Source organism: Bradyrhizobium sp. NAS96.2, assembly GCF_001908235.1.
Taxonomy (GTDB): Bacteria; Pseudomonadota; Alphaproteobacteria; order Rhizobiales; family Xanthobacteraceae; genus Bradyrhizobium.
In genome coordinates this window covers 1-21,319 of sequence record NZ_LGHK01000191.1, presented here as the reverse complement: position 1 = coordinate 21,319, position 21,319 = coordinate 1, and the positions used below count along the sequence as shown (strand labels likewise).

Annotated in this window: 11 protein-coding genes and 1 tRNA gene; 5 read left to right on the top strand and 7 right to left on the bottom strand. The window is 64.2% G+C overall.

Annotated features, from left to right (window positions below):
- Positions 1 to 296: 296 nt before the first annotated feature.
- Both AC628_RS46225 and AC628_RS32840 read right to left on the bottom strand, forming a co-directional pair.
- Complete coding sequence (locus AC628_RS46225; protein ID WP_502689803.1) at positions 297 to 4,064, bottom strand: tetratricopeptide repeat protein; 3,768 nt, start codon at positions 4,062 to 4,064, stop codon at positions 297 to 299.
- A 66-nt stretch (positions 4,065 to 4,130) separates the two neighbouring features.
- Positions 4,131 to 7,562, bottom strand: a complete 3,432-nt coding sequence (locus AC628_RS32840; RefSeq protein WP_143201926.1) for an autotransporter outer membrane beta-barrel domain-containing protein — start codon at positions 7,560 to 7,562, stop codon at positions 4,131 to 4,133.
- Between the two features lie 255 nt (positions 7,563 to 7,817).
- Between AC628_RS32840 and AC628_RS32835 the strand changes: the two genes are divergently transcribed.
- Positions 7,818 to 11,798, top strand: a complete 3,981-nt coding sequence (locus tag AC628_RS32835) for an ATP-binding protein (RefSeq protein WP_245321445.1) — start codon at positions 7,818 to 7,820, stop codon at positions 11,796 to 11,798.
- Between the two features lie 188 nt (positions 11,799 to 11,986).
- Here the strand turns inward: AC628_RS32835 and AC628_RS32830 are convergent.
- Positions 11,987 to 12,061: transfer RNA gene (locus AC628_RS32830), tRNA-Glu, on the bottom strand.
- An 810-nt stretch (positions 12,062 to 12,871) separates the two neighbouring features.
- Between AC628_RS32830 and AC628_RS32820 the strand changes: the two genes are divergently transcribed.
- Entirely contained in the window at positions 12,872 to 13,324 is a 453-nt protein-coding gene (locus tag AC628_RS32820; protein WP_074130888.1) for a (2Fe-2S)-binding protein, read from the top strand.
- A 1-nt stretch (position 13,325) separates the two neighbouring features.
- Positions 13,326 to 15,641, top strand: coding sequence for a xanthine dehydrogenase family protein molybdopterin-binding subunit (locus tag AC628_RS32815; RefSeq protein WP_074130887.1), 2,316 nt, complete (start codon positions 13,326 to 13,328; stop codon positions 15,639 to 15,641).
- Between the two features lie 380 nt (positions 15,642 to 16,021).
- Here AC628_RS32815 and AC628_RS32810 read toward each other — a convergent pair whose 3' ends face one another.
- The 3 genes from AC628_RS32810 to AC628_RS32800 form a co-directional block, all read right to left on the bottom strand.
- Complete coding sequence (locus AC628_RS32810; protein ID WP_074130886.1) at positions 16,022 to 17,752, bottom strand: methanol/ethanol family PQQ-dependent dehydrogenase; 1,731 nt, start codon at positions 17,750 to 17,752, stop codon at positions 16,022 to 16,024.
- Positions 17,753 to 17,823: 71 nt separating this feature from the next.
- Entirely contained in the window at positions 17,824 to 18,471 is a 648-nt protein-coding gene (locus tag AC628_RS32805; RefSeq protein WP_074130885.1) for a QcrA and Rieske domain-containing protein, read from the bottom strand.
- Between the two features lie 126 nt (positions 18,472 to 18,597).
- Positions 18,598 to 18,933: a hypothetical protein gene (locus AC628_RS32800; RefSeq protein WP_050402671.1), complete on the bottom strand. Its 336-nt coding sequence runs from the start codon at positions 18,931 to 18,933 to the stop codon at positions 18,598 to 18,600.
- A gap of 11 nt (positions 18,934 to 18,944) precedes the next feature.
- On the opposite strand from AC628_RS32800, the gene AC628_RS32795 reads away from it, so the two are divergent.
- Both AC628_RS32795 and rpoH read left to right on the top strand, forming a co-directional pair.
- Complete coding sequence (locus AC628_RS32795) at positions 18,945 to 19,976, top strand: RluA family pseudouridine synthase (protein WP_143201925.1); 1,032 nt, start codon at positions 18,945 to 18,947, stop codon at positions 19,974 to 19,976.
- Between the two features lie 216 nt (positions 19,977 to 20,192).
- Positions 20,193 to 21,089, top strand: coding sequence for an RNA polymerase sigma factor RpoH (rpoH, locus tag AC628_RS32790; RefSeq protein WP_021077401.1), 897 nt, complete (start codon positions 20,193 to 20,195; stop codon positions 21,087 to 21,089).
- On the opposite strand, the gene AC628_RS44895 is transcribed toward rpoH, so the two are convergent.
- Positions 21,086 to 21,319: hypothetical protein (locus AC628_RS44895; RefSeq protein WP_210190291.1), on the bottom strand; the 234-nt coding region annotated here is incomplete at its 5' end. The two genes, rpoH and AC628_RS44895, sit on opposite strands and share 4 nt — an antisense overlap.

Genomic DNA, 21,319 nt, shown 5'->3' with positions numbered 1-21,319 from the left:
CGGAAGGGCAGAACCTTATTTTGGTTATGCTGCCAAACGGTCTTGGGTTGCCATCTGACTAATCAGCTTCGCGGCCCTTGGCCGATGCCGATGAACCGGCCACCATCCGCTGCCCTTCCGAAAGGGGGGACATCGTGTGGCAGTGTAGGAAATCGAAGAGACGACGACATCCGGCAGCTTTGGCGCGCCATTCAGAATAAAACTACGAACTCGTATGCGATTGAGATTCCGATATAATCCAGCAAATGGCGGTTGGCCAAGTCCTGGCACCACCCGACATGCGCGCCTGTATGGGGTTAACCAAGCCTGGCGCGGCCACCCAATGCGGTGAGAAGTGGCTCAAGCTGGTCCTCATAGACCCGCCAACGTCCGACTGCGCTCCGATAAATGGGCTTGCGGACCTGCGTCGCGCTCGCGGTGCGGACCGGACGCTCGGTTCTGTGAAACGACAGGCAGCGGTCATCCCATGGCAAGCCGCAATGGGCGATGATGCGCTGCGCCTGGCTCTCCAGATCACCCACCACGTCTTCATAACGGACGTCCAGGACGCTTCCGGCCGGCAGGACGCGGCACCAATGCGTCATCAGCCGCTCGTAGCGCCGGTAATAGCGGCCGAGTTCGCCGAGATCGTAGGTATGGTTTTGCTCGGCGGAAAACAGCTTGGAAAAGCACGACACACAGGTGTCGACCGGATCGCGCACGGCGTGAATGATCTTCGCCTGCGGCAGCGCCAAATGAATAAGTCCGAGGAAATAATAGTTCGATGGCATCTTGTCGGTGACGCGCTGCACGGTTGGGCTTGCCTCTCGCCGCGCAATCTCGCCGAGCCGCGCGACATAATCTCTTCCGATTTGCCGCAAGGCGGCCTCATCCAGCGCAGGCACGAATTCCGGATATGGGATCGTACAGCCGTCCGTCCCACGGACGGTAAGAACGACGTCACGGAAGGTCTGCAGTTCGCCGGCGCCGTGCACCTTGGGATGGCTGGCGATGATCTGTTCGATCAACGTCGTGCCCGAACGCGGCATGCCGACGACAAAGATCGGCACCTGTGAAGGATCGCCGCTGCCGGACTTCGCTTCGATCATGTCCGGAGTGAAAATACGCTCGATGCGGTCAAACAGCGCGAAGGCCGCCGTCTCGTCATAGCCAATCGTCGCGCGCTTGGCCGCATTGCCGGCGTGCAAATGCCGGAACGAACGCGGGTAGTCTTGAAGGTCCGCATAGGCCTTGCCGAGCGCGAAGTCGATCCGCATGCGATCGGTCTTCGATAGGCCCTCGCTCTTCGCTGCAAGCGCTTCCAGGGCGACAAGATGCGGGTCGCCAGCGACGAATTTCCTGGAGTCGGCAAGATTGACATAGACGCTCGCGACGGCCGGATCGAGCCGCAGCGCCTCGAGATAAGCCTCCTCCGCTTCGCCCAACCGGCCCAGCTCCTTCAGCACGTTGCCCATGTTGTTATAGGCATCCGCCAGATCCGGCTTGAGCGCGAGCGCGCGCTGATGAGAGGCGAGCGCGCCATCGAGGTCGCCGCGCTCGAACGCGATCCGCCCCATCAGATTGACGGCGTCGTGATTGTTCATATTGAGCGACAGCGCCCGGCTGGCCGCCACTTCCGCCTCATCCACTTTTTTCTGGTCGAGCAGCACAGTGCCGTAGTGCAGATGAATCTTGTCACTGTTCTGCTCGATGACGAGCGCGCGGCGCAACAACTCGGCGGCTTCGTCGAGCCGCTCGAGATCCTTCACCGCAAGCGCCAGATTATCGAGCGTATCGGGATTGTTGGGCGCAATCTCAAGCGCCTTGCGGTAAACCGTCTCGGCCTCTTCGGCGCGCTTGAGTTCACGCAGGCAGGTGCCGAGATTGTTCCAGCCGTCGGCGAAGTCCGGCTGCAATTCGACGGCACGGCGATAGGACGGCTCAGCCTCGGCAAAGCGTTTCAATCGCTGCAGAGCGTTACCGCGATTGCTGTGAGCTTGCACGAAATGGGCCTGCAGCGCGATGGCGCGTTCGTGCAACGAGAGCGCCTCCTCGAACTTGCCCTGATCGAACAGGGCGATGCCGAGATTGCTGTGGGCGCCGGCATTGCCCGGATCAAGCGCGATGGCGCGGCGGCTCGCCGCAATGGCTTCGTCGACGCGGCCGGCAAGTCGGCACATTTCACCCAGATTGGCGTGATAGAGCGCAACATTCGGATTGATCGCTATCGCTTGCTGTACGTGTGCGATGGCATCGGACAATTTGCCGGACTGGTGCGCAATGATGCCGAGCATGTGGGCAGCTTCGGCATTGTCGGGCTCGGCTTCAATCGCGCGGCGCGTCAACTCGTCTGCATCGGCCAGAAATCCGTTGCGGCGCTTCTGTTCGGCGACAACGAGCGCCTGGCCGGGCGGCGTTGCCGTCACCGGCGCAGTGATTGGCTCCGCAACCTGCGCGGCTTCCGCCGCCATGATCGCCGCGGCATGCGCGGCGCGGCGCGCGCCTTCGGCCCTGAACGGCGTGAGCCGCGCAAGGTCGCCCCGCACGACAGCCGCAAGTTCCTCAACGATGCGCGGCACGATATCGGTCCAGCTCTCGCCGCGCTTTTGCCGAAACAGGCGCATGGTCGGATACCAGGGATTGTCCTCGCGATTGAGCATCCAGCGCCAATCACTCACCCAGGGCAGCAACACCCAGACAGGCTTGCCGAGCGCGCCGGCAAGGTGCGCAACCGATGTGTCAACCGTGATGACGAGATCGAGCGCATCGACCGCGCCAGCCGTATCGGAAAAATCCTGAAATTGCGCGCCGAGATCTTCGATCGCGGGCTTGCCCTTTCGCTTTTTCAGATCGACCGCTCGCGGCCCAAACTGCAGGCTTGCGAATGAAGCGCCCTGCACTTCGAAGAGCGCCGCCAGGACTTCTAGATCAAGGGAGCGGCGGCTGTCGTTGACGTGTTCGGGATTGCCGGCCCACACCAGGCCGACCTTGAGGCCTCGCATCTTGGCAAGGTGCTTGCCCCAGCGTTGCGCGGCATCGGCAGGCGCGCGCAGATAACGCACGTCGCAAGGAATGGATTCGAGCCGGGTCCTGAACAGCCGCGGCAGGCTGAGCAGCACGGCATCGCATTGATACGGCGCCGGATCGCCGCGATCGCCGAGCACGGCGATGCCTGGCAGGCTTTCGCGGAAAAGCCTCACCAGCTGCTGATGCACTCGCAAGGTGACGCGGCTCGCGCGCCGGGCAAGCGGCGGGATGTAACGCGCGAATTGCAGCGTATCGCCGAAACCCTGTTCGGCCTGAACATAGATGTGCTTGCCGGCAAGGCTGCCGCCTGCCCAGGGAATTTCCGGAAAACGCGGCCCCTTGCGTTCGGTCGAGCGAAGCCGCCATTCATATTCGTCAAGACCCTCGCCGAATTCGCCGCGCATGAGCAGGAGAATGCCGAGCCCGGAACGGGCATTGGCGTGATGCGGCGCCAGCGCGATCGCGCGGCGCAGCGCGGCAATGCCTTCGTCGAAGCTGCCGCTGTGATGCAGCGTCGTGCCGTAATTGGCCCAGCCGTCGGCATAATCCGGCTTGAGCTCGATGGCGCGGCGAAAAGCGGCGATCGCCTCGTCGAATTTCCGCAGAGCGTGGAGCGCATTGCCGAGATTGCCGTGGGCTTCGGCGAAGTCCGGCGCGGCCGCGATTGCCTTGCGTTGTGCGCGCGCCGCCTCTTCGTAGTCTTTCAGCTCGTAGAGCGCGACGCCGAGATTGCTCAGCGCCGCCGGCAGATCCGGCTCGATGGCAAGCGCACGCCGTGCCTCTTCAACGGCGAGCTTGGGCCGCCCGGCAAGGCGAAGCATCTCGCCGAGATTGGCGTGAAACACCGCGATCTGTGGCGCGAGCTTGGTCGCGCGCTGCACATGCTGGATAGCCTCGGCAAGCTTGCCGTTTTGATGTGCGATGACGCCGAGGAGGTGTTCGACTTCCGGCGTATTCGGCTGCACCTGGAGGATCTGACGGCACACCGCCTCGGCTTCCGTCAGCCGGCCGTCGTTGCGGCAGCGCTCGGCGTATTGCAATGCCTCACCGAGCGGCATGAACGCCGGTGGTGTCTGCCCGCCCCTATTGTTCATTGCCTGGATGCACCGCTGTCTTAAGCCGCCTCACCACGAATAGCGCAGCGTCCCCGTCCCGCCATAGGTTTGCGCGCCGGCGCCGAAATCGCCGTCGAATTTGACGATCGCGGTCCAGCTCTGTGTGATGTGCAATTCGGCGGCGGCGGTCGTCAGCGCGGAGTCCTTCGGCGGCGCCGCGCCGTTCACCGTGAAATTCGAGCCGGGCAAGGCCTGGAAAGCGGCGTTCAACGCCGTCGCATTCGTGTACCAATCATGCGCCCAGGCGAAGCGGCCGCGCAGCACCAGCGGCATGCCGTTGACGACTTGCAGATTGTCGAAGCGCATGCCGAGCTCACTGCGCGTGTCGGTCGCATTTGCCGACGCATAAGACAATCCGAAGCCACCGCCGGTGAGATCGGTTTCGGTGTAGCTCGGCGTGCGGAAGCCTTGCGCCTGCAGTGCGGCGTAAGGTGTCACGCCAATGATGGCGCCGGTGACCGGCACGGCATAGCGATAGCCGGCTTCGCCCCGCGCCGCGTAGCTCTGGCCCGTGAACGTCGCGCGCAACTGATCGCCGAGCGCGATGCGATCCGTGGTGAACCAGTGATTGGCGAAGGCCAGCGCGCCGGACAGATAGAGCGGCCCCCAATGCGTCTTGGTGTAGAGGCCGGCCTGGAAGGCGTCGCTGCGTCCAGAGCCGAGCGCCTGCGCGAGCGTCCAATTGGTGCCGCCGCCGGCAAGGCCGAAGCCGTAGACCGTGTCCGGCGTGAAGTGCCGCTCCATGCCGGCCGCGAAGCCGTAATCGCTCGCCGTGACATTATTGGAGCCGAGCGCCGCATTGCCATCGGTATGGCTCGCACCACCGAAAGCCGCGCCCCACACCGTCCAGCGCTGATCGAAGCTTTGCGGCGCATTGGATTGCGGCGCCTTCAGCGCCTTGGCGTAAGCGAGCGCCACATCTGCCGGCAAGGTCGTGTCCTGCTCCGGCGCAAATCTTGCGGCGCCGCCGCCGCTGATGCCGCCGCCGCCAGCCGTCGGATCGAGCATCAGCTCCAGGAAATGCGTCATCAGCTGATCGGCACCCTTGCCCGCTGCGGTCGCCGCTTCGCCGGAGAGCTGGGTCAGCCCATATTGCAATTGCGACGGAGAAAGATTGAACAGATTGGCAAAGCCCGCCGGCGGCGTAACGCCGCTCTGGATCGCGGCGTCGATCGCGGTGGCGACATTGACGACATTGACGGGCGGATTGGGTGGCAACAGCGGCAGCAGCGAGTTGTATCTGACCGTCAGATCGACGTCGTCGCCGGTATAGCTGAGCACGCCTCTGTAGATGCCGAAGACGACGTCCTGGTTGGTGAACGTCCCGGTCACGCCGCCGCTGGCGGCAAGCACCGTATAGGTGGAGTTGACAACGGGCGTGCTGCCGCCGGCGACGGCGAAGCGCGCGCCGCTCGCGATCGTCGCCGTCCCGGACACGTTGGCGCGACTCGCCGCCACGCCGTTGAGCGTCACCATGTAGACCGCCGCCGACTGCAGCGTGAGGCTGCCATTGATCGTCATCGACGTGCCGGGCGCCAGCGTGCCGCCGGCATTGACGTTGACCGCGTTGAACGTGCCGGTGCCGGCCAGCGTGCCGCCGTCGACGTTCCAGGCCTGGGACTGGCCGAAGACGCCGGTCGCCGTCCACACGCCGCCCACCACGTTGAAGGCGGTGAAGCCGGTATATTGCGTGCCGATATTCGACAGGTTGAAAGCGCCGCTGCCGGTGCCGCCGAGCTGGAACGTGTCGCTGCCCTGGCCCTTGACGAGGCCGGTGATGCTGTAGCCCGGCCCCAGCGTAAAACTGTTGCCGGCGGCATTGCCTGACAGATCCACCGCCGTGCCGCTCGTCCCGACGATGACGCCGGAATCGAAAACGCCGACCGGGCTTGCGCTGCTGACCGAGATGCCGGTGGCGGCCGAGATCGTGCCGCTATTGGTGATCCCGTCAGCGAAGGCCATGACATGGTCGACCTTGATGCCGGTGCCGCCGGCCAAGATCGTACCGGAATTGCTGATGCCGCCGCTGAAGGTCGAGATCGTCACCGACGCGCCAAAGAAGGCGTCGCCGCCGACCCAAATGCCGTTGCCGCCCGACCCGGCCGAGATCGTGCCGGAATTGCTGATGCCGCCGCTGAAGGTCGAGATCGTCACCGACCCGCCGTCCAAGGCGATGCCGCCGACCCAAATGCCGCTGCCGCCCAACCCGGCCGAGATCGAGCCGGAATTGTTGATGCCGCCGTTGAAGGCCGAGATGGTCACTGACGGCGCATTGATGAAGACGTTGCCGCCGACCCTGATGCCGGCGAAGCCGGCCGAGATCGTGCCGGAATTGCTGATGCCGCCGCTGAAGCTGGAGATCGTCACCGATGAGCCGTTGGTGAGGTCGCCGCCGATCCAAATGCCGCTGCTGGCGGCCGAGATCGTGCCGGAATTGCCGATGCCGTCGCTGAAGGCCGAGATCGTCACCGAAAACGGAAGTTGAACGAAGCCGTTGCTGCCGCCGACCAAAATGCCGTTGCCGAGGCCGACGCCGAGGGCGGCCGAGATCGTGCCGGAATTGCTGATGCCGCCGCTGAAGGTCGAGATCGTGACCGACGTGCCGGCGCCGCCGCCGACCCAAATGCCGTTGCCGCCGGGGTTGCGGATGCCGTGGGGGCCGCCGCTGTTGCCGGCCGAGATCGTGCCGGAATTGCTGATGCCGCCGCTGAAGCCGGAGATCACCGATACGCCGTTGGAGTAGTCGTCGCTGCCGACCACAATGCCGTAGGCGCCGGCCGAGATCATGCCGGAATTGCTGATGCCGCCGCTGAAGCTGGAGACCGTCACGGTGCCGCCGCCGACCAAAATGCCGTCGACGCCGGCCGAGATCGTGCCCGAATTGTTGATGCCGCCGCTGAAGCTGGAGACCGTCACGGCGCCGCCGACCACAATGCCGTAGTAGCCGCCGGCCGAGATCGTGCCCGAATTGCTGATGCCGCCGCTGAAGCTGTCGCCGCCGACCAAAATGCCGTCGCCGGCCGAGATCGTGCCGGAATTGCTGATGCCGCCGCTGACAGTCGCATTATAAGTCAATATTCCGGTGCCTGAGGCCGCGGTGATGTTGCCGGCGTTGATAACGCTGCCGCCGATTGAGCTGTTGCTGACGGTGATACCGGGCGAGAAAACGCCGCTCGCGGTGATGGTACCGCTCGCGCCATTGACCAGATTGCCGCTGACAGTCGCATTGTTGACGACGATGCAGTCGCTGCTGCCGGTGTTGGTATAGGGGAACGGCCCGGTATAGCACGCTGCATGGGCCGCCGGCGCGCCGCCGCCGACCAGCAGCGCGGCAAGCGAACACGACGCGAGAAGCGGGCGCAGACGCGCCCCGTCAATGCTGGTTGCTCCGGAGGCGGCGCGCTGCGTGTAATGGCTGCCGAGCCACAAATGATTTGTCACTTATTTTGCCCCCAGAACCGGGCCGCCGCGGAGGAATCCCCGGCAAAATATCCCCGGCCATGCCCTTTCGAATCCGTCGGAGAGCAATCGGAAATCCCCCCCGACGACGTCTACCTACGCTGACCGCCGTCAACGCCTGCGTCAGTCAAGCGTGACAACAGCGTGACTCTTGCTTGCGCGGCATCCAAAATATGCCAAAGCATGTAAGATGTGCTTCCGGGGACACGGTCTCCGAGCGCCAGGGTCACGTTTGGAATGAGAGACAGCGTGCAACTTCCGAGATTTGGTCTGTCGCTGTTCGGGCGCTTTGAGCTGACCACAAGCAATGGCGTGATCCCGTTGCCTGGCCGGAAGCTCGCCGGACTGCTGGCTTATCTGGCCTGCACGGCGCCTCGCCCCCAATCCCGCGAAAAGCTCGCGAACCTGCTCTGGGGGTCGCATTTCGAAACCCAGGCCCGGCAGAATCTGCGCCAGAGCCTGGTCAGGTTACGCCGAATTCTCGGCCAGGAGGCCATTTTCAGCGACGACCATGACGTCTGGCTCGCACCCGGCGTGTTCGATTGCGACGCAGCCCGTTTCGAGGCGTTGATCCTCGAAGGCAGCCGCGCGTCGTTGGCTGCGGCCGCCGATCTGTATCGCAACCCGCTGCTGACGAATTTGAATATCGAAGAAGATGCCTGGTCGGAATGGCTCGATAAAAAACGAGAGCGACTGGAAGACCTGGCGGTCGATTCCATGGTCCGGCACGGCCAGCACGCGTTGCAATCGGGAAACCCGGAATCCGCGCTCAAGAATGCCGACCGGGCCATCGCGGTGAATGGCTTGCGCGAAGACGCGCATCGGCTGGTCATCCAGGCGCTCACGGCCACCGGACGCAAGGCTGAAGCGCTCAAGCGCTATCAAAACCTGGTCGTGCTGCTCAAGCGCGAACTGAATACCGCGCCCGACGCGGTCACCCAGTCGCTCGTCGCCGGGCTCCGCAGCGCCAGCCCATCCGACTCAGCGCATGCGAGTGAGCCCTCGGGCGGCGTTGATGAGCCGGGTCCTGCAGCCGTAGCTGTCGCAGCGCGGGACAGCGATGCGTCCCTGCAATTGCTTCATCGCGGCAGCCGCCAGCAGCGTCAATTGACGATCATGGCGTGCGACCTGATTGGCGCGACGCCCCTTTCGGCAGACCGCGACCCGGAGGACGTCCACGATCAGATCATTGCCTTCCATCAGCTGGCGGCCAATATTGCCGCGCAATTCCATGGCTTCGTCGCCCAGTACCAGGGCAACGGCCTCCTGATCTATTTCGGTTACCCCGCAGCCAACGAGCACGACGCCGAGCACGCCGTGCGCGCAGGCCTTGCCGTCGTCGACGCCGTCCGGATCCTGAGTGCGCCGGCCGGCAGCCCGCTTCGCGCAAGCGTGGGGATCGCTACAGGACTGGTTGTGATCGGCGAAAAGCCCGCATCCGGCGACATACGGCAACAACTTGCGATCGGCGAGACGCCAGACCTCGCGATTCGGTTGCGGACCGCGGCTGCGCCGGGCGAGGTCGCGATCGCAGCCGACACACGGCGGCTACTCGGGCAATTGTTCGAGTATCGCGCGCTGCCGGACATAGAGGTCAAGGGGCTGTCACAAGCGGTGACCGCGTGGCATGTGCTCGGCGAGGCTGTCGGCGTCAGCCGCTTCGATGCCCGACGCGCCGGATCATTGACCGCCCTCGCCGGCCGCCAGGAAGAAATCGAGCTGCTTCTGCGCCGCTGGGATCAGGCAAGGTCCGGCGCGGGCCGCGTGATGGTAATTTCGGGCGAACCCGGCATCGGCAAGTCGCGCATCGTCGAGAGCGTGCTGGAAAGGCTGGAGGACGGACGGCATCGCCACTTGCGCTATTCTTGCTCTCCGCACCATACGCACAGCGCGCTCTACCCGGTCATCACCCAACTGGAACTGGCTGCGGACTTCGAACCTGGCAGTGGCGCCAGCGCGCGGATCGACAGGCTGGAAGCCCTGCTCGAGCCGACGACGACAAATCTGCCGCTCGATGTCGCGCTCATCGCCGAGCTCGTGGGTGTGCCTATGGACGGACGCTATCCGGCATTGGCGATCAGCCCGCAACAGAGACGGGAGATGACTCTCAACGCACTTCTCAATCAGCTTTCAGGCCTGGCGGCACAGAAGCCCATGCTGATCGTAGTCGAGGATGCGCACTGGATCGATCCGACATCCCTCGATCTGCTCGACGCAGTGGTGGCCCGCGCGGCAAATCTGCCGTTGCTGTTGCTCGTCACGGTCCGGCCGGAATTCCAGCCGTCCTGGGTCGGCCAGCCACATGTCACGATGCTGCCCCTCAGTCGCCTGGGCCGCAGCGAAAGCGCCGGCATCATTGGCGACATCGCCCGCGACAAGGTTCTCCCCGAGACGATCGTGGAGCAGATCCTGTCGCGTACTGACGGCGTACCGCTGTTCATCGAGGAGCTGACCCGTACGCTGCTCGAGGATGGGCCGTTGCGCGAGGCAGCCGACCGCAGTGTCCTCGACGGAGCGCTGCCGTCGCTCGCCATACCGACGACGTTGCAGGCCTCGTTGGCGGCTCGCCTCGATCTGCTCGGCGGCGCGGCGAAGGACGTGGCTTCGATCGGTGCTGCCATCGGCCGGGAATTCTCCTACGAGATGATCGCCGCGATATCGCCGCTGGCCCCCTTGGATATCGACGCCGCGCTTGGCCGGCTGACGGCCTCCGGCCTCGTCACCCGCCGCGGCACGCCGCCGCTGGCGAGCTACTCATTCAAGCACGCGTTGGTGCAGGATGCCGCCTATGTCACGATGCTCAGAAGCCAACGACGGCAGTTGCACGCAGATATTGCGAGCGCGCTGATCAAACACTGCTCGGCGCAGACTGAAAGCCAACCCGAGATCGTCGCCCATCATTTCGCGGAAGCCGGACTGGCGCGCGAAGCGACCGACCATTGGATCAAGGCCGCGCGACTTGCACACGCACGCTGGGCCAACCGCGAGGCCGCCAGTTTCTTCGAGCGGGCGTTGCGCAGCCTCGAGACGCTGCCGGAAACCACGGCGACGATGGAACAGGCGATCGATCTTCGGTTCGATCTGAAAACATCGCTGCTCCCACTCGGCCAGTTCGGGCGCATCCTCGGCTATCTTCGCGAAGCCGAAGCGTTGGCCAAACGCCTGGGCGATGCGCCGCGGCTTTGTCTGGCCTCTATTCACATGTGCCAGACTCTCGGCTTCACCGGCAATCCACTGGACGCCGTCAAATTCGGACGGCACGCGCATCTTCTTGCTGATTCTCTCGGCGAACTTTCGCTCCGGGTCGCTGCATCGCTTTTTCTCGGGACCGCTTGCTTCTTGACGCTGCACTACGCCGAGGCAGAATCTCTTTTTCTCAAGGTCCTGGAGCTACTCGAAGGCGAACTGAGCTTCCAGCAATTTTCCCTTGCTGGATTTCCGGCGGTCAGCGCCCGCAGTTTTCTCACGCGCATCTGTACCGACCAGGGCAAATTCGAACGAGGCATCGTTCACGGCGAGGAGGGCATCCGCCTCGCTGAAGCGGTCGATCACCCCTATAGCCTGGCCACCGTCTGCTGGTGTCTTGCTGACCTGCTGGCAACCCGGGGAGAACTGAGTCGCGCGGTCGCCCTGCTGGAGCGCGGCCTGACGGTGGCTCGCGAGTGGAACCTGCCGTTCCTTGCCGCAGGTAATTCGGGCAGCCTGGGCTATGCGTATGCGCGGCTGGGCCGAGCTGCCGAAGGCCTGCCGCTGATGGAACAGGCGTTGAACGTTTTCGAGAGTATGGGACATCGATTTGCCCAGGCACTGTTCCTGACGCCAATGGGCGAAGTATGCATGCTTGCGGGCCGCCATGCGGACGCTCTCAAATTTGCCGGGCAGGCGCTGGCGCTGGCCCGCGAAAACGGTCAACGCAGCGGCGAGGCGGCCGCCCTCCGTCTTCTTGGCGAAGCTTCCGGCCGCGAGGGCTCTCCGGAGCAGGCCGAAGGCTACTACCGCGAGGCGCTCGCGCTGGCCAAGGAGCTCGACCTGCGTCCGCTCGTCGCGCGTTGCCATCACGGCCTCGGAAAACTCTATCTGCACGCCGGCCGACCGGATCAAGCCGGCGAGCAACTCGCGGCCGCGGCGACGATGTATATGGATATGGACATGCGGTATTGGCTGGAGCAGGCCGATGCAGAATTGAGCCGGCTGCCTCACCTCGCCGCTGATGCGTGAGCCGGCGACATCGCCGCTCGAACGGCATACCTGGCGAGCGCGGTGGATGTGATCATCGTTTTCAAGGACAAGATCCGGATCGTCGTCTCATACGACAACATCCGATCCACATTCAGCCCCGAGGGCCAACCCGAGCCGCTAACCCAAGCCGTCAACGTAAGCCTCGGGTTCGTAGATCTGTTCAGGAATGGCGCTCCCTAGGGGAATCGAACCCCTGTTTCAGCCTTGAGAGGGCCGCGTCCTAACCGCTAGACGAAGGGAGCGTTGAGAGGGAAGGCAATAGCCTTGAAATCCCCCCGCCGCAAGGTGCCTTGTGCATTGCGGCGGGGATTTTGTCATCCATGCTTTACAGACCGGGCCGGCGGTTTCGGCACGGATGGGGTCCCAAACGGGCCGGGCGCGCAGGCTTGCGCGCCTCGCCGGCACCTACCCCGCTGAGTATCTATTTCCGGGCCTGCGCGACCACGATCAGTCCGATGCCAACAAGCACAGCAAGCATCGCGCCAGAGGGAACGTACCTGAAGCCGGCGGCTGCGATACTGAGCACCGCCTGAACTGCACCACCGATGACAAGAAGCGCCCCCACAAGAAGTGTGGGGGTCACCCATGCCGGACGCGGGCTCTGCGTCATTTCAAATTTTCTCCAACACAACCTGCCGCAACGGCCAGCGGGATCGGGATTTCGAGCGTTTGCGCCAAAATACCACAGCGATGCGGCCGCGCCGATTGCATGACGGCCACCTCCGGATGTCATGTCTGCGTCGCACACGGCCCTGCTTTTGACAAACCGCAAATGCAAAACTGCTCTCTCTAGAACACCTGCCTGTGAAGTCACTCGCCGCCTTGCTCTGCTAACATCGCAGCCCTTCACCATGCTGCGCCGGGCAAGGCGCTCGAGAAGCAAGAGGAGTGCTTGGAACAAAGCGCAATCCCTTGGCGCACGACAATTTGGCTCACCAACATCTTCACAAACATCTTGGCAAAACAAACATCAGCGCGGCCGCAGGCGATGGAAGACGTTCCGCACCTCGCGCCGCAACCGGTCAATAGCTTAGGCAGAGCGAGGACAGACCATGATCAAACTAAAAATCAACGGCCAGGAACAGAATTGGGACGGCGACCCGGATCTTTCGCTGCTCTGGTATCTGCGTGACGAAGCCGGCCTCACCGGCACCAAGTTCGGCTGCGGCCAGGCGCTGTGCGGCGCCTGCACCGTGATCATCGACAAGGAGGCCGTGCGCGCCTGCATCACCTCGGTCTCCGACGCGGCCGGCCGCGAGGTCACCACCATCGAGGGGCTGCATCCGACCGGCGACCATCCGGTGCAGAAGGCCTGGCGCCAGGTCAATGTTCCGCAGTGCGGCTATTGCCAGGCCGGCCAGATCATGCAGGCCGCGGCGCTTTTGGACCAGAACCCGAAGCCAAATCACGACCAGATCCGCGAAGCCATGTCGGGCAATATCTGCCGCTGCGGCTGCTACCAGCGGATCGAGAATGCCGTGCATCTCGCATCGACGGGGGTGTGACATGAATATCCGCACCAATCCGAACAAGCTTCGTGGCTTCGAGAAGCACGCCAGGATCGAGAATCTTTCCCGCCGCAGCATCCTCAAGGGGCTCGGCATCGCCGGCTCTTTCGTGCTCGCCGCGCCCGTAATGACGCGCCAGGCGTTCGCCTATGAGACCGGCGCCGGCAAGATGCCGCACGGCGTCGTGGTCGATCCGCGCGTGTTCGTCGCGATCGCGCCCGACGGCGTCGTCACCATCCTGGCGCATCGCTCCGAGATGGGCACCGGCGTCCGCACCAGCCTGCCCCTGATCGTCGCCGAGGAGATGGAGGCCGACTGGTCGCGCGTCCATGTCCAGCAGGCGCATGGCGACGAGGTCAAGTTCGGCAACCAGGACACCGACGGCTCGCGCAGCACGCGGCACTATCTGATCCCGATGCGCCAGATCGGCGCCTCGGCGCGCGCGATGCTGGAAGCCGCCGCCGCCAAGAAATGGGGCGTGCCGGTCACCGAGGTGAAGGCGCAGAACCACGAGGTCGTGCACAGCGCGAGCGGGCGCAAGGCCGGCTTCGGCGATCTCGCGGCCGATGCGGCGAAAGAGCCGGTGCCTGCAATCGACAGCCTCAAGCTGAAGGACCCGAAAGACTTCCGCTATCTCGGCAAGGGCCAGGTCTCGATCGTCGATTTGCACGACATCACCACCGGCAAGGCGCATTACGGCGCCGATATCCGCCTGCCCGGCCTGAAATACGCGGTTATCGCCCGCCCGCCGGTCACCGGCGGCAAGGTCAAGTCGTTCGATGACAGCGCGGCGATGAAGGTGCCTGGTGTCGAGAAGGTGATGGAGGTCAAGGGCTGGCCGTGGCCGTCAAAATTCCAGCCGCTCGGCGGCGTCGCCGTGATCGCGCGCAACACCGGCGCCGCGATCAAGGGCCGCGACCAGCTCAAGATCGTCTGGGATGACGGCGCCAATGCCAAATATGACTCGGTCGCCTATCGTGCGTCCCTCGAAGAGGCCGCGCGCAAGCCGGGCCTCGTGGTGCGCAAGGAAGGCGATGTCGATGCCGCGCTGAAGAGCGCCGACAAGGTCATCACCGGCGAATACTATCTGCCGCATCTCGCCCATGTCAGCATGGAGCCGCCGGTCGCGGTTGCCAATGTGACGGGCGACAAGGCCGAGATCTGGGCGCCGGTGCAGAGCCCCGGCGGCACCCGCGAGGACGTCGCCAAGACGCTCGGGATCCCCGAGGACAATGTCACCATCAACGTGACGCTGCTCGGCGGCGGCTTCGGCCGCAAGTCGAAATGCGACTTCGCGCTCGAGGCGGCATTGCTGTCGAAGGAACTCGGCGCGCCGGTCAAGGTGCAGTGGACCCGTGAGGACGACGTCCATCACGACTTCCTGCACACGGTCTCGGTGGAACGGATCGAGGCCGGCCTCGACAAGAGCGGCAAAGTGATTGCGTGGCGGCACCGCAGCGTGGCGCCGACCATCGCCTCGACCTTCGCCGCCGGCGCCAACCACGAAGCGCCGTTCGAGCTCGGCATGGGCTTGATCGACAACCCGTTCGAGATCGCCAATCTGCAGTGCGAGAATCCGGAAGCGGCCGCGATGACGCGGATCGGCTGGTTCCGCTCGGTCTCCAACATCCCGCGCGCCTTCGCGGTGCAATCCATGGCCGCGGAGATCGCGCATGCGACCAATCGCGACCAGAAGGATATGCTGCTGGAGCTGATCGGATCGCCCCGGATCGTCAACCTGTCCTCGGTGAAGGATCCCTGGAACTACGGCGAGCCCTATGAGAGCTACCCGATCGACACCGCGCGCCTGCGCAAGGTGGTCGAGCTGGTCGCCGAAAAGGGCGAGTGGGGCCGCACGGTGCCGAAAGGCCACGGTCTCGGCATCGCCGTGCATCGGTCGTTCGTCAGCTACATCGCGACCATCGTCGAGGTGGCGGTCGACGACAAGGGCAAGTTCACGGTGCCGCGGGTCGACACCGCGATTGATTGCGGCACTTACGTCAATCCGGAGCGGATCAACTCGCAGATCGAAGGCGCTGCGATCATGGGGTTGAGTCTGGCCAAATACGGCGAGATCAGCTTCAAGGACGGCAAGGTCCAGCAGAGCAATTTCGACGACTTCCCGGTAATCCGGATGGACGAGTCGCCTGGCATCACCAACGTCTACATCGTGCCGCCCGGCGCGGACACGCCGCCCAGCGGCGTCGGCGAACCCGGCGTCCCGCCGTTCGCACCGGCGCTGATCAACGCGATCTTCGCCGCCACCGGAAAGCGCATCCGCGCATTGCCGATCGGCAAGCAGCTGGAGACGTGAGCGAGCAATAGCCGCGCGGACGCTGCGTCCCCTCTCCCGCTTGCGGGGGAGGGCCAGGGTGGGGGGCTCTCTCCGCGAGTCACATCGTGGAAAAAGAGCCCCCACCCGGCTCGCATCTTCGATGCGATCCGACCTCCCCCGCAAGCGGGAGAGGTGCATAGAATGCGCGGCTAAAGCGAACCGCAATCCATCATGCGGTTGCACAAAAGCGGACCGGGAAGCGGCCGGTCTCCCCAACCGCCGCTTCCCGATCGCATCGCCCCCTGTCGGTGAAGCTTGATCCGGAAAAGTGCGAAGCGGTTTTCCGAAAAGATCATGCTCAAACAAAGGCTGGAGCTTCGGCTCTGATTCAATCAGAACCGAAGCTCATGTCGTGTCTCTTACTTCTTGTCGAGCGCGAACACCCAGATCACGCCGCCTTGCGGGACGTTGTTCTCGAAGCCCTTGACCTTGCCGGCCAGCGCGTCCTGGATGCGCTGCGCGTCGACGCCCCAACCCGACTGGACCGCGATGTACTGCGTTCCATCGACCTCATAGGACATCGGCATCGCCATGATGCCGGAGTTGGTCTTCTGCTCCCACAACAGCTCGCCGGTCTTGGCGTTGAAGATGCGGAAGGCGCGGTCGTTGGTGCCGCCGGCGAGAACGAGATCGCCTGCGGTTGCCGTCACGGCACCGAACAGCTGCGACGTCTTGTAGTCGTGCTGCCAGACCTTCTTGCCGGTGGCCGGATCCCACGCCTGCAACTCGCCGAAATGATCGGCATTCGGCGCGGGGATCAACCCGATGTCCTCCGGCTTGGTGCCGAGCCAGAGCTGGCCGGGAACCAAGGGCTGCTTCTCGCCGGTGAAACCGCCGCAGAAGTTTTCGTTGGCGGGCACATAGACGAGCTTGGTGTTCGGGCTATAGGCCGCCGACGGCCAGTCCTTGCCGCCCCACAGTGACGGGCAGAACTCGACCCGCTTGCCGAGCACCGGCTTGTGCTCGGGATCGACGATCGGCCGGCCGGTCTCCGCCTCGATGCCCTTCCAGACATTGGTCTTCACGAACGGCCAGCCGGCGACATAGTTGATCTTGTCCGGCTTGCGCTCCAGCACCCAGAAGATCGCGTCGCGTCCGGGATGGACTAGGCTCTTGAACGACCGTCCGTCGCGCTGCATGTCGATCAGCATCGGCGCATCGACCTCGTCCCAGTCCCAGGAATCGTTCTGGTGATACTGGAAGTGGGTCTTGATCTTGCCGGTGTCGGGATCGAGCGCGAGCACCGAGCTGGTGTAGAGGTTGTCGCCGGCATGCATCGAGCCGGGCCATGGCGCGGCGTTGCCGACGCCCCAATAGACCGTCTTGGTGTCCTTGTCGTAGGTGCCGGTCATCCAGGCCGATCCGCCGCCCGACTTCCAGTCGTCGCCGCTCCAGGTCTCGTGACCGGGCTCGCCCTCGCCGGGGATGGTGAAGGTGCGCCACAGCTCCTTGCCGCTATTCGCGTCGAACGCGGCAACATAACCGCGCACGCCGAACTCACCACCGGAGCCGCCGACGATCACCTTGCCGTCGACGGTGAGCGGCATCAGCGTCATGTACTGACCCTTCTTGTAGTCCTGGACCTTGGTGTCCCAGACCACTTTGCCGGTCTTGGCGTCGAGCGCGACGACGTGGTCGTCCGTGGTGGCGAGATAGAGCTTGTCCTCCCACAGGCCGACGCCGCGGCTGGTCGGATGCAACTGGAACAGATCGTCGGGAAGCTGCCGCTTGTAGCGCCAGTACTCCTCGCCGGTCTTGGCGTTGAGCGCGATCACCTGCCCCATCGGGGTCGCGACGAACATCACGCCGTTGTTGACGATCGGCGGCGCCTCATGGCCTTCGATCACGCCGGTCGAGAAGGTCCAGGCCGGCTTCAAGTCTTTGACGTTGGATGTGTTGATCTGGTTGAGCGGACTGAAGCCCTGTCCGTCATAGGTCCGGCGATAGAGCATCCAGTTGCCGGGTTCGGGATTTTCGAGACGCTGAGACGTCACCGGACTGTAGTTTTCGATCGGCCCCGCGACGGCGTAAGTCGAAATCAGGCACGTGAATGCGACACAACTCGACAGTAACCACTGCTTGCTTGTCATGAGATGCTACCTCCCTGCTCTGTTCTATTTTTTCAGTTTTATTTAGATCATGCAGAACTCCCGGTGGGGCCTCATCCTCCCTGCTGAGCACCCACCTTCCCGACGAATGGCGCTGCGACCGTGATCGCGCCGTCGGCCACCGTCAGCGGCAATGCCGCGAGGCGACGTGGCGCCGGCCCGAACACGACCTGCGCATTCTGCCGCGGATCGTATTCGGAGTTGTGACAGAGACATTTCAAAACTTTTTTGTCGCCCTGCTCTTCCCTCACCCAGGCGGTGATCGGACATCCGGCGTGCGAGCAGATGACGGAGTAGCAGACGATGCCGTCAGGCGCGCGGGCGCGCGTCGCATCGTCGAGCTCGTTGGGATCGAGCTTGACGAGCACGACCTCGTTGAGCCGCGAGCCCTTGCGGACGACCGAGGTCTTCGGGTCCTGCGGCCAGGCGCGAATGGGCGGTCCGCCCAAGGTCAGATCATCCGACTTGATGACCTGGCCGGCCTTGTCGCCTTCGGCGCGCACAAGCACATCGGCTTTTTGCGGCCGCTCACTGGCGCCGGGCTGATCTTCATCGTCGGCGGCTGCGGGCTCGATCGCAGCGAGACAGGCGCAGCCCGCGAGCGCGGTCAACACCGCGCGGCGCGTCGGATCGATGCACGACCCCACTGCATCGGATTCACCGCATTGCTCGAAGGAAGCGTTGGGGTTGGGTTGCGACATGGCGCAAGCTGAACGTGCAACTCGGCCGAAAAGATGGCGGCACACCTTCTCGATGCGCGAACGCATGCGCAAAAGATACGCTGCAGCTTTTGGTTGATCTCGTGTGCGGCTTCGCGATTGCGAAGGTCAGGGCTCGTTGACGAAGCTCAGCCTGCCGACAGGTTTCAGCGTCTTTGCATCAAATGTGCGGATCTCTGTTGCACCGCCTATATCGAGCGTGAGCACCAGCCGCTCGCCGGCGACGCCGGTTGCGACGATGCGGGCGCCCTTCGGCAGCGCAGCAGTGACGTCGGACACCGAAACGGGGCTTCCCTCGCTGCGATAAAGGCGGTAGCCGATGGCGATCAACACGACGGCCACGGCCAGTGCCGAGGTCAGGCCCGCGATCAGCATCATGCGCCGCACCCGCGCGATCAGCGCGGCCTGGTCGGGGGTCGGTTCGGTCACAGCGGTGTCGGTCATCACAAGGCTCTATGTCTTTGCAAGTTACTTCGCAGCAGGTCTCTTCGAATGGCGGTCGGAAGCTGGAGGTCATCGTCGCTGGCGATGAGGGCTCGGCCCGGCTTGACCGCGTGCTCGCACAGCGCACTCCGGAGCTGTCACGGTCCCGGCTGAAGGCGCTGATCCTCGCGGGTTCCGTGACCGTCAAGGACGCCGTCGTCCGCGACCCCGCTTATCATGTCGCTAGCGGCGATACGATCATAATCGACGTGCCCGAGGCCGCCCCCGCGGAGCCGAAGGGCGAGGACATCGCCCTCGATATCGTGTTCGAGGACGACGATATCATCGTCATCGACAAGCCGAGGGGCCTCGTCGTGCATCCCGCGGCCGGCCACGCCACGGGAACGCTGGTCAACGCACTGATCGCCCATTGCGGCACCAGCCTGTCCGGCATCGGCGGGGTCAAGCGGCCGGGTATCGTGCACCGGCTCGACAAGGACACCACCGGGCTGATGGTGGTGGCCAAGAACGACCACGCCCACCAGTCGCTGACGGCGCAGTTCGCCGACCACGGCCGCACCGGCCCGATGGAGCGCGGCTACATGGCGTTCGCCTGGGGCGTGCCGAACCGGCCGCACGGCACGATCGATGCGCCGATCGACCGCCACCCGCATGCCCGCGAGAAGATGGCCGTGCGCCAAGGCGGCCGCGAGGCGATCACCCATTTCGAGGTGCTCTCGAGCTTTGCCGGCCGCGACGGCAAGCCGGTCGCCTCGCTGCTCGCCTGCCGGCTCGAGACCGGGCGCACCCATCAGATCCGGGTCCACCTCGCCCATCTCGGCCATCCCCTGATGGGTGACAGCGTTTACGGCGCCCACTTCAAGACCAAGGCCGGACAGCTCGGCGCGGAAGGTAAGCACGCACTTACCGCGCTCGACCGGCAGGCGCTGCACGCCTATCTGCTGGCTTTGGAGCACCCCCGCACCGGGGAACTTTTACGCTGGGAGTCGCCCCTGCCGGAGGATTTGCTTCTCCTGGAACGGGCGCTGGCAGCGGCGGTATGACGCACCCCTTCCGGAAAAGCCACGTTATGACAACAGGTTATACCTGCCACACGGGGACGTGACGTCAGCAATCCTTCCCTATCACGGACAGTTTGGTGTATGTTGCACCTGCGCTGAATATCCAGCGCGGAACATCGCAGCATGGCCGGCTTTAACCCAGCGGCCACCTGCCGGGCCCGCCGCTATCGGGGGTCTGAACCACTGGAGGGCGCTCGAATGGCCCGTACAGCTACGCTGCCGGTTCTCAATGGAGAATCCGGCCTTTCACGTTACCTCGCCGAGATCCGCAAGTTCCCCATGCTGGAACCCCAGCAGGAGTACATGCTCGCCAAGCGTTGGCGCGAGCATGACGATCGCGACGCGGCGCATAAGCTCGTCACCAGCCACCTCAGGCTCGTGGCCAAGATCGCCATGGGCTATCGCGGCTACGGCTTGCCGATCTCCGAGGTCGTCTCGGAAGGCAATGTCGGCCTGATGCAGGCGGTGAAGCGATTCGAGCCCGAGAAGGGCTTCCGTCTCGCCACTTACGCCATGTGGTGGATCAAGGCGTCAATACAAGAGTACATCCTGCGTTCCTGGTCGCTCGTGAAGATGGGCACCACCGCGAACCAGAAGAAGCTGTTCTTCAACCTGCGCAAGGCGAAGAGCAAGATCTCCGCGCTGGAAGAGGGTGATCTCCACCCCGACCAGGTGAAGCTGATTGCCAAGCGCCTCGGCGTGACCGATCAGGACGTGGTCGACATGAACCGCCGCCTCGGCGGTGACGCGTCGCTCAACGCCCCGATCCGCGACGACGGCGAAGCCGGCGAATGGCAGGACTGGCTGGTCGACAACTCGCCCAACGCCGAAGCCTTGATGGCCGAGAGCGAGGAGTTCGATCATCGCCGCCAGGCCCTCAACGGCGCGATCGGCGTGCTCAACCCGCGCGAACGCCGCATCTTCGAGGCGCGTCGCCTGGCCGATGAGCCGATGACGCTGGAAGACCTCGCCGCCGAGTTCGGCGTGTCGCGCGAGCGCGTGCGGCAGATCGAGGTCCGCGCGTTCGAGAAGGTGCAGTCGGCCGTCAAGGGCACGATCGCCCGTCAGGAAGCAGCCCTCGAAGCCGCGCACTAACCGCGCGGCGAACGAGCCAACGAGAGATGAAAGCCGGCGGCAACGCCGGCTTTTTTTTGTTGCCTGTAGGATGGGTGGAGCGCAGCGATACCCATCATCTCACCGTACAGAAGAAGATCGATGGGTATCGCTTCGCTCCACCCATCCTTGTAATAGCGCGATCGGCTATCGTCGGCATATTCCGAGAGGAATGGCCTGTCGCGGTTAGCGGCCGCGACAGGCCGCTGGCG

Coding starts and splice junctions, on each gene's coding strand:
- AC628_RS32835 (WP_245321445.1), top strand. CDS start 7,818: ATGAGAGACAGCGTGCAACTTCCGAGATTTGGTCTGTCGCTGTTCGGG.
- AC628_RS32800 (WP_050402671.1), bottom strand. CDS start 18,933: ATGACCGACACCGCTGTGACCGAACCGACCCCCGACCAGGCCGCGCTG.
- AC628_RS32795 (WP_143201925.1), top strand. CDS start 18,945: ATGTCTTTGCAAGTTACTTCGCAGCAGGTCTCTTCGAATGGCGGTCGG.
- AC628_RS32810 (WP_074130886.1), bottom strand. CDS start 17,752: ATGACAAGCAAGCAGTGGTTACTGTCGAGTTGTGTCGCATTCACGTGC.
- AC628_RS32815 (WP_074130887.1), top strand. CDS start 13,326: ATGAATATCCGCACCAATCCGAACAAGCTTCGTGGCTTCGAGAAGCAC.
- rpoH (WP_021077401.1), top strand. CDS start 20,193: ATGGCCCGTACAGCTACGCTGCCGGTTCTCAATGGAGAATCCGGCCTT.
- AC628_RS32820 (WP_074130888.1), top strand. CDS start 12,872: ATGATCAAACTAAAAATCAACGGCCAGGAACAGAATTGGGACGGCGAC.
- AC628_RS46225 (WP_502689803.1), bottom strand. CDS start 4,064: ATGCCGCTCGGTGAGGCATTGCAATACGCCGAGCGCTGCCGCAACGAC.
- AC628_RS32805 (WP_074130885.1), bottom strand. CDS start 18,471: ATGTCGCAACCCAACCCCAACGCTTCCTTCGAGCAATGCGGTGAATCC.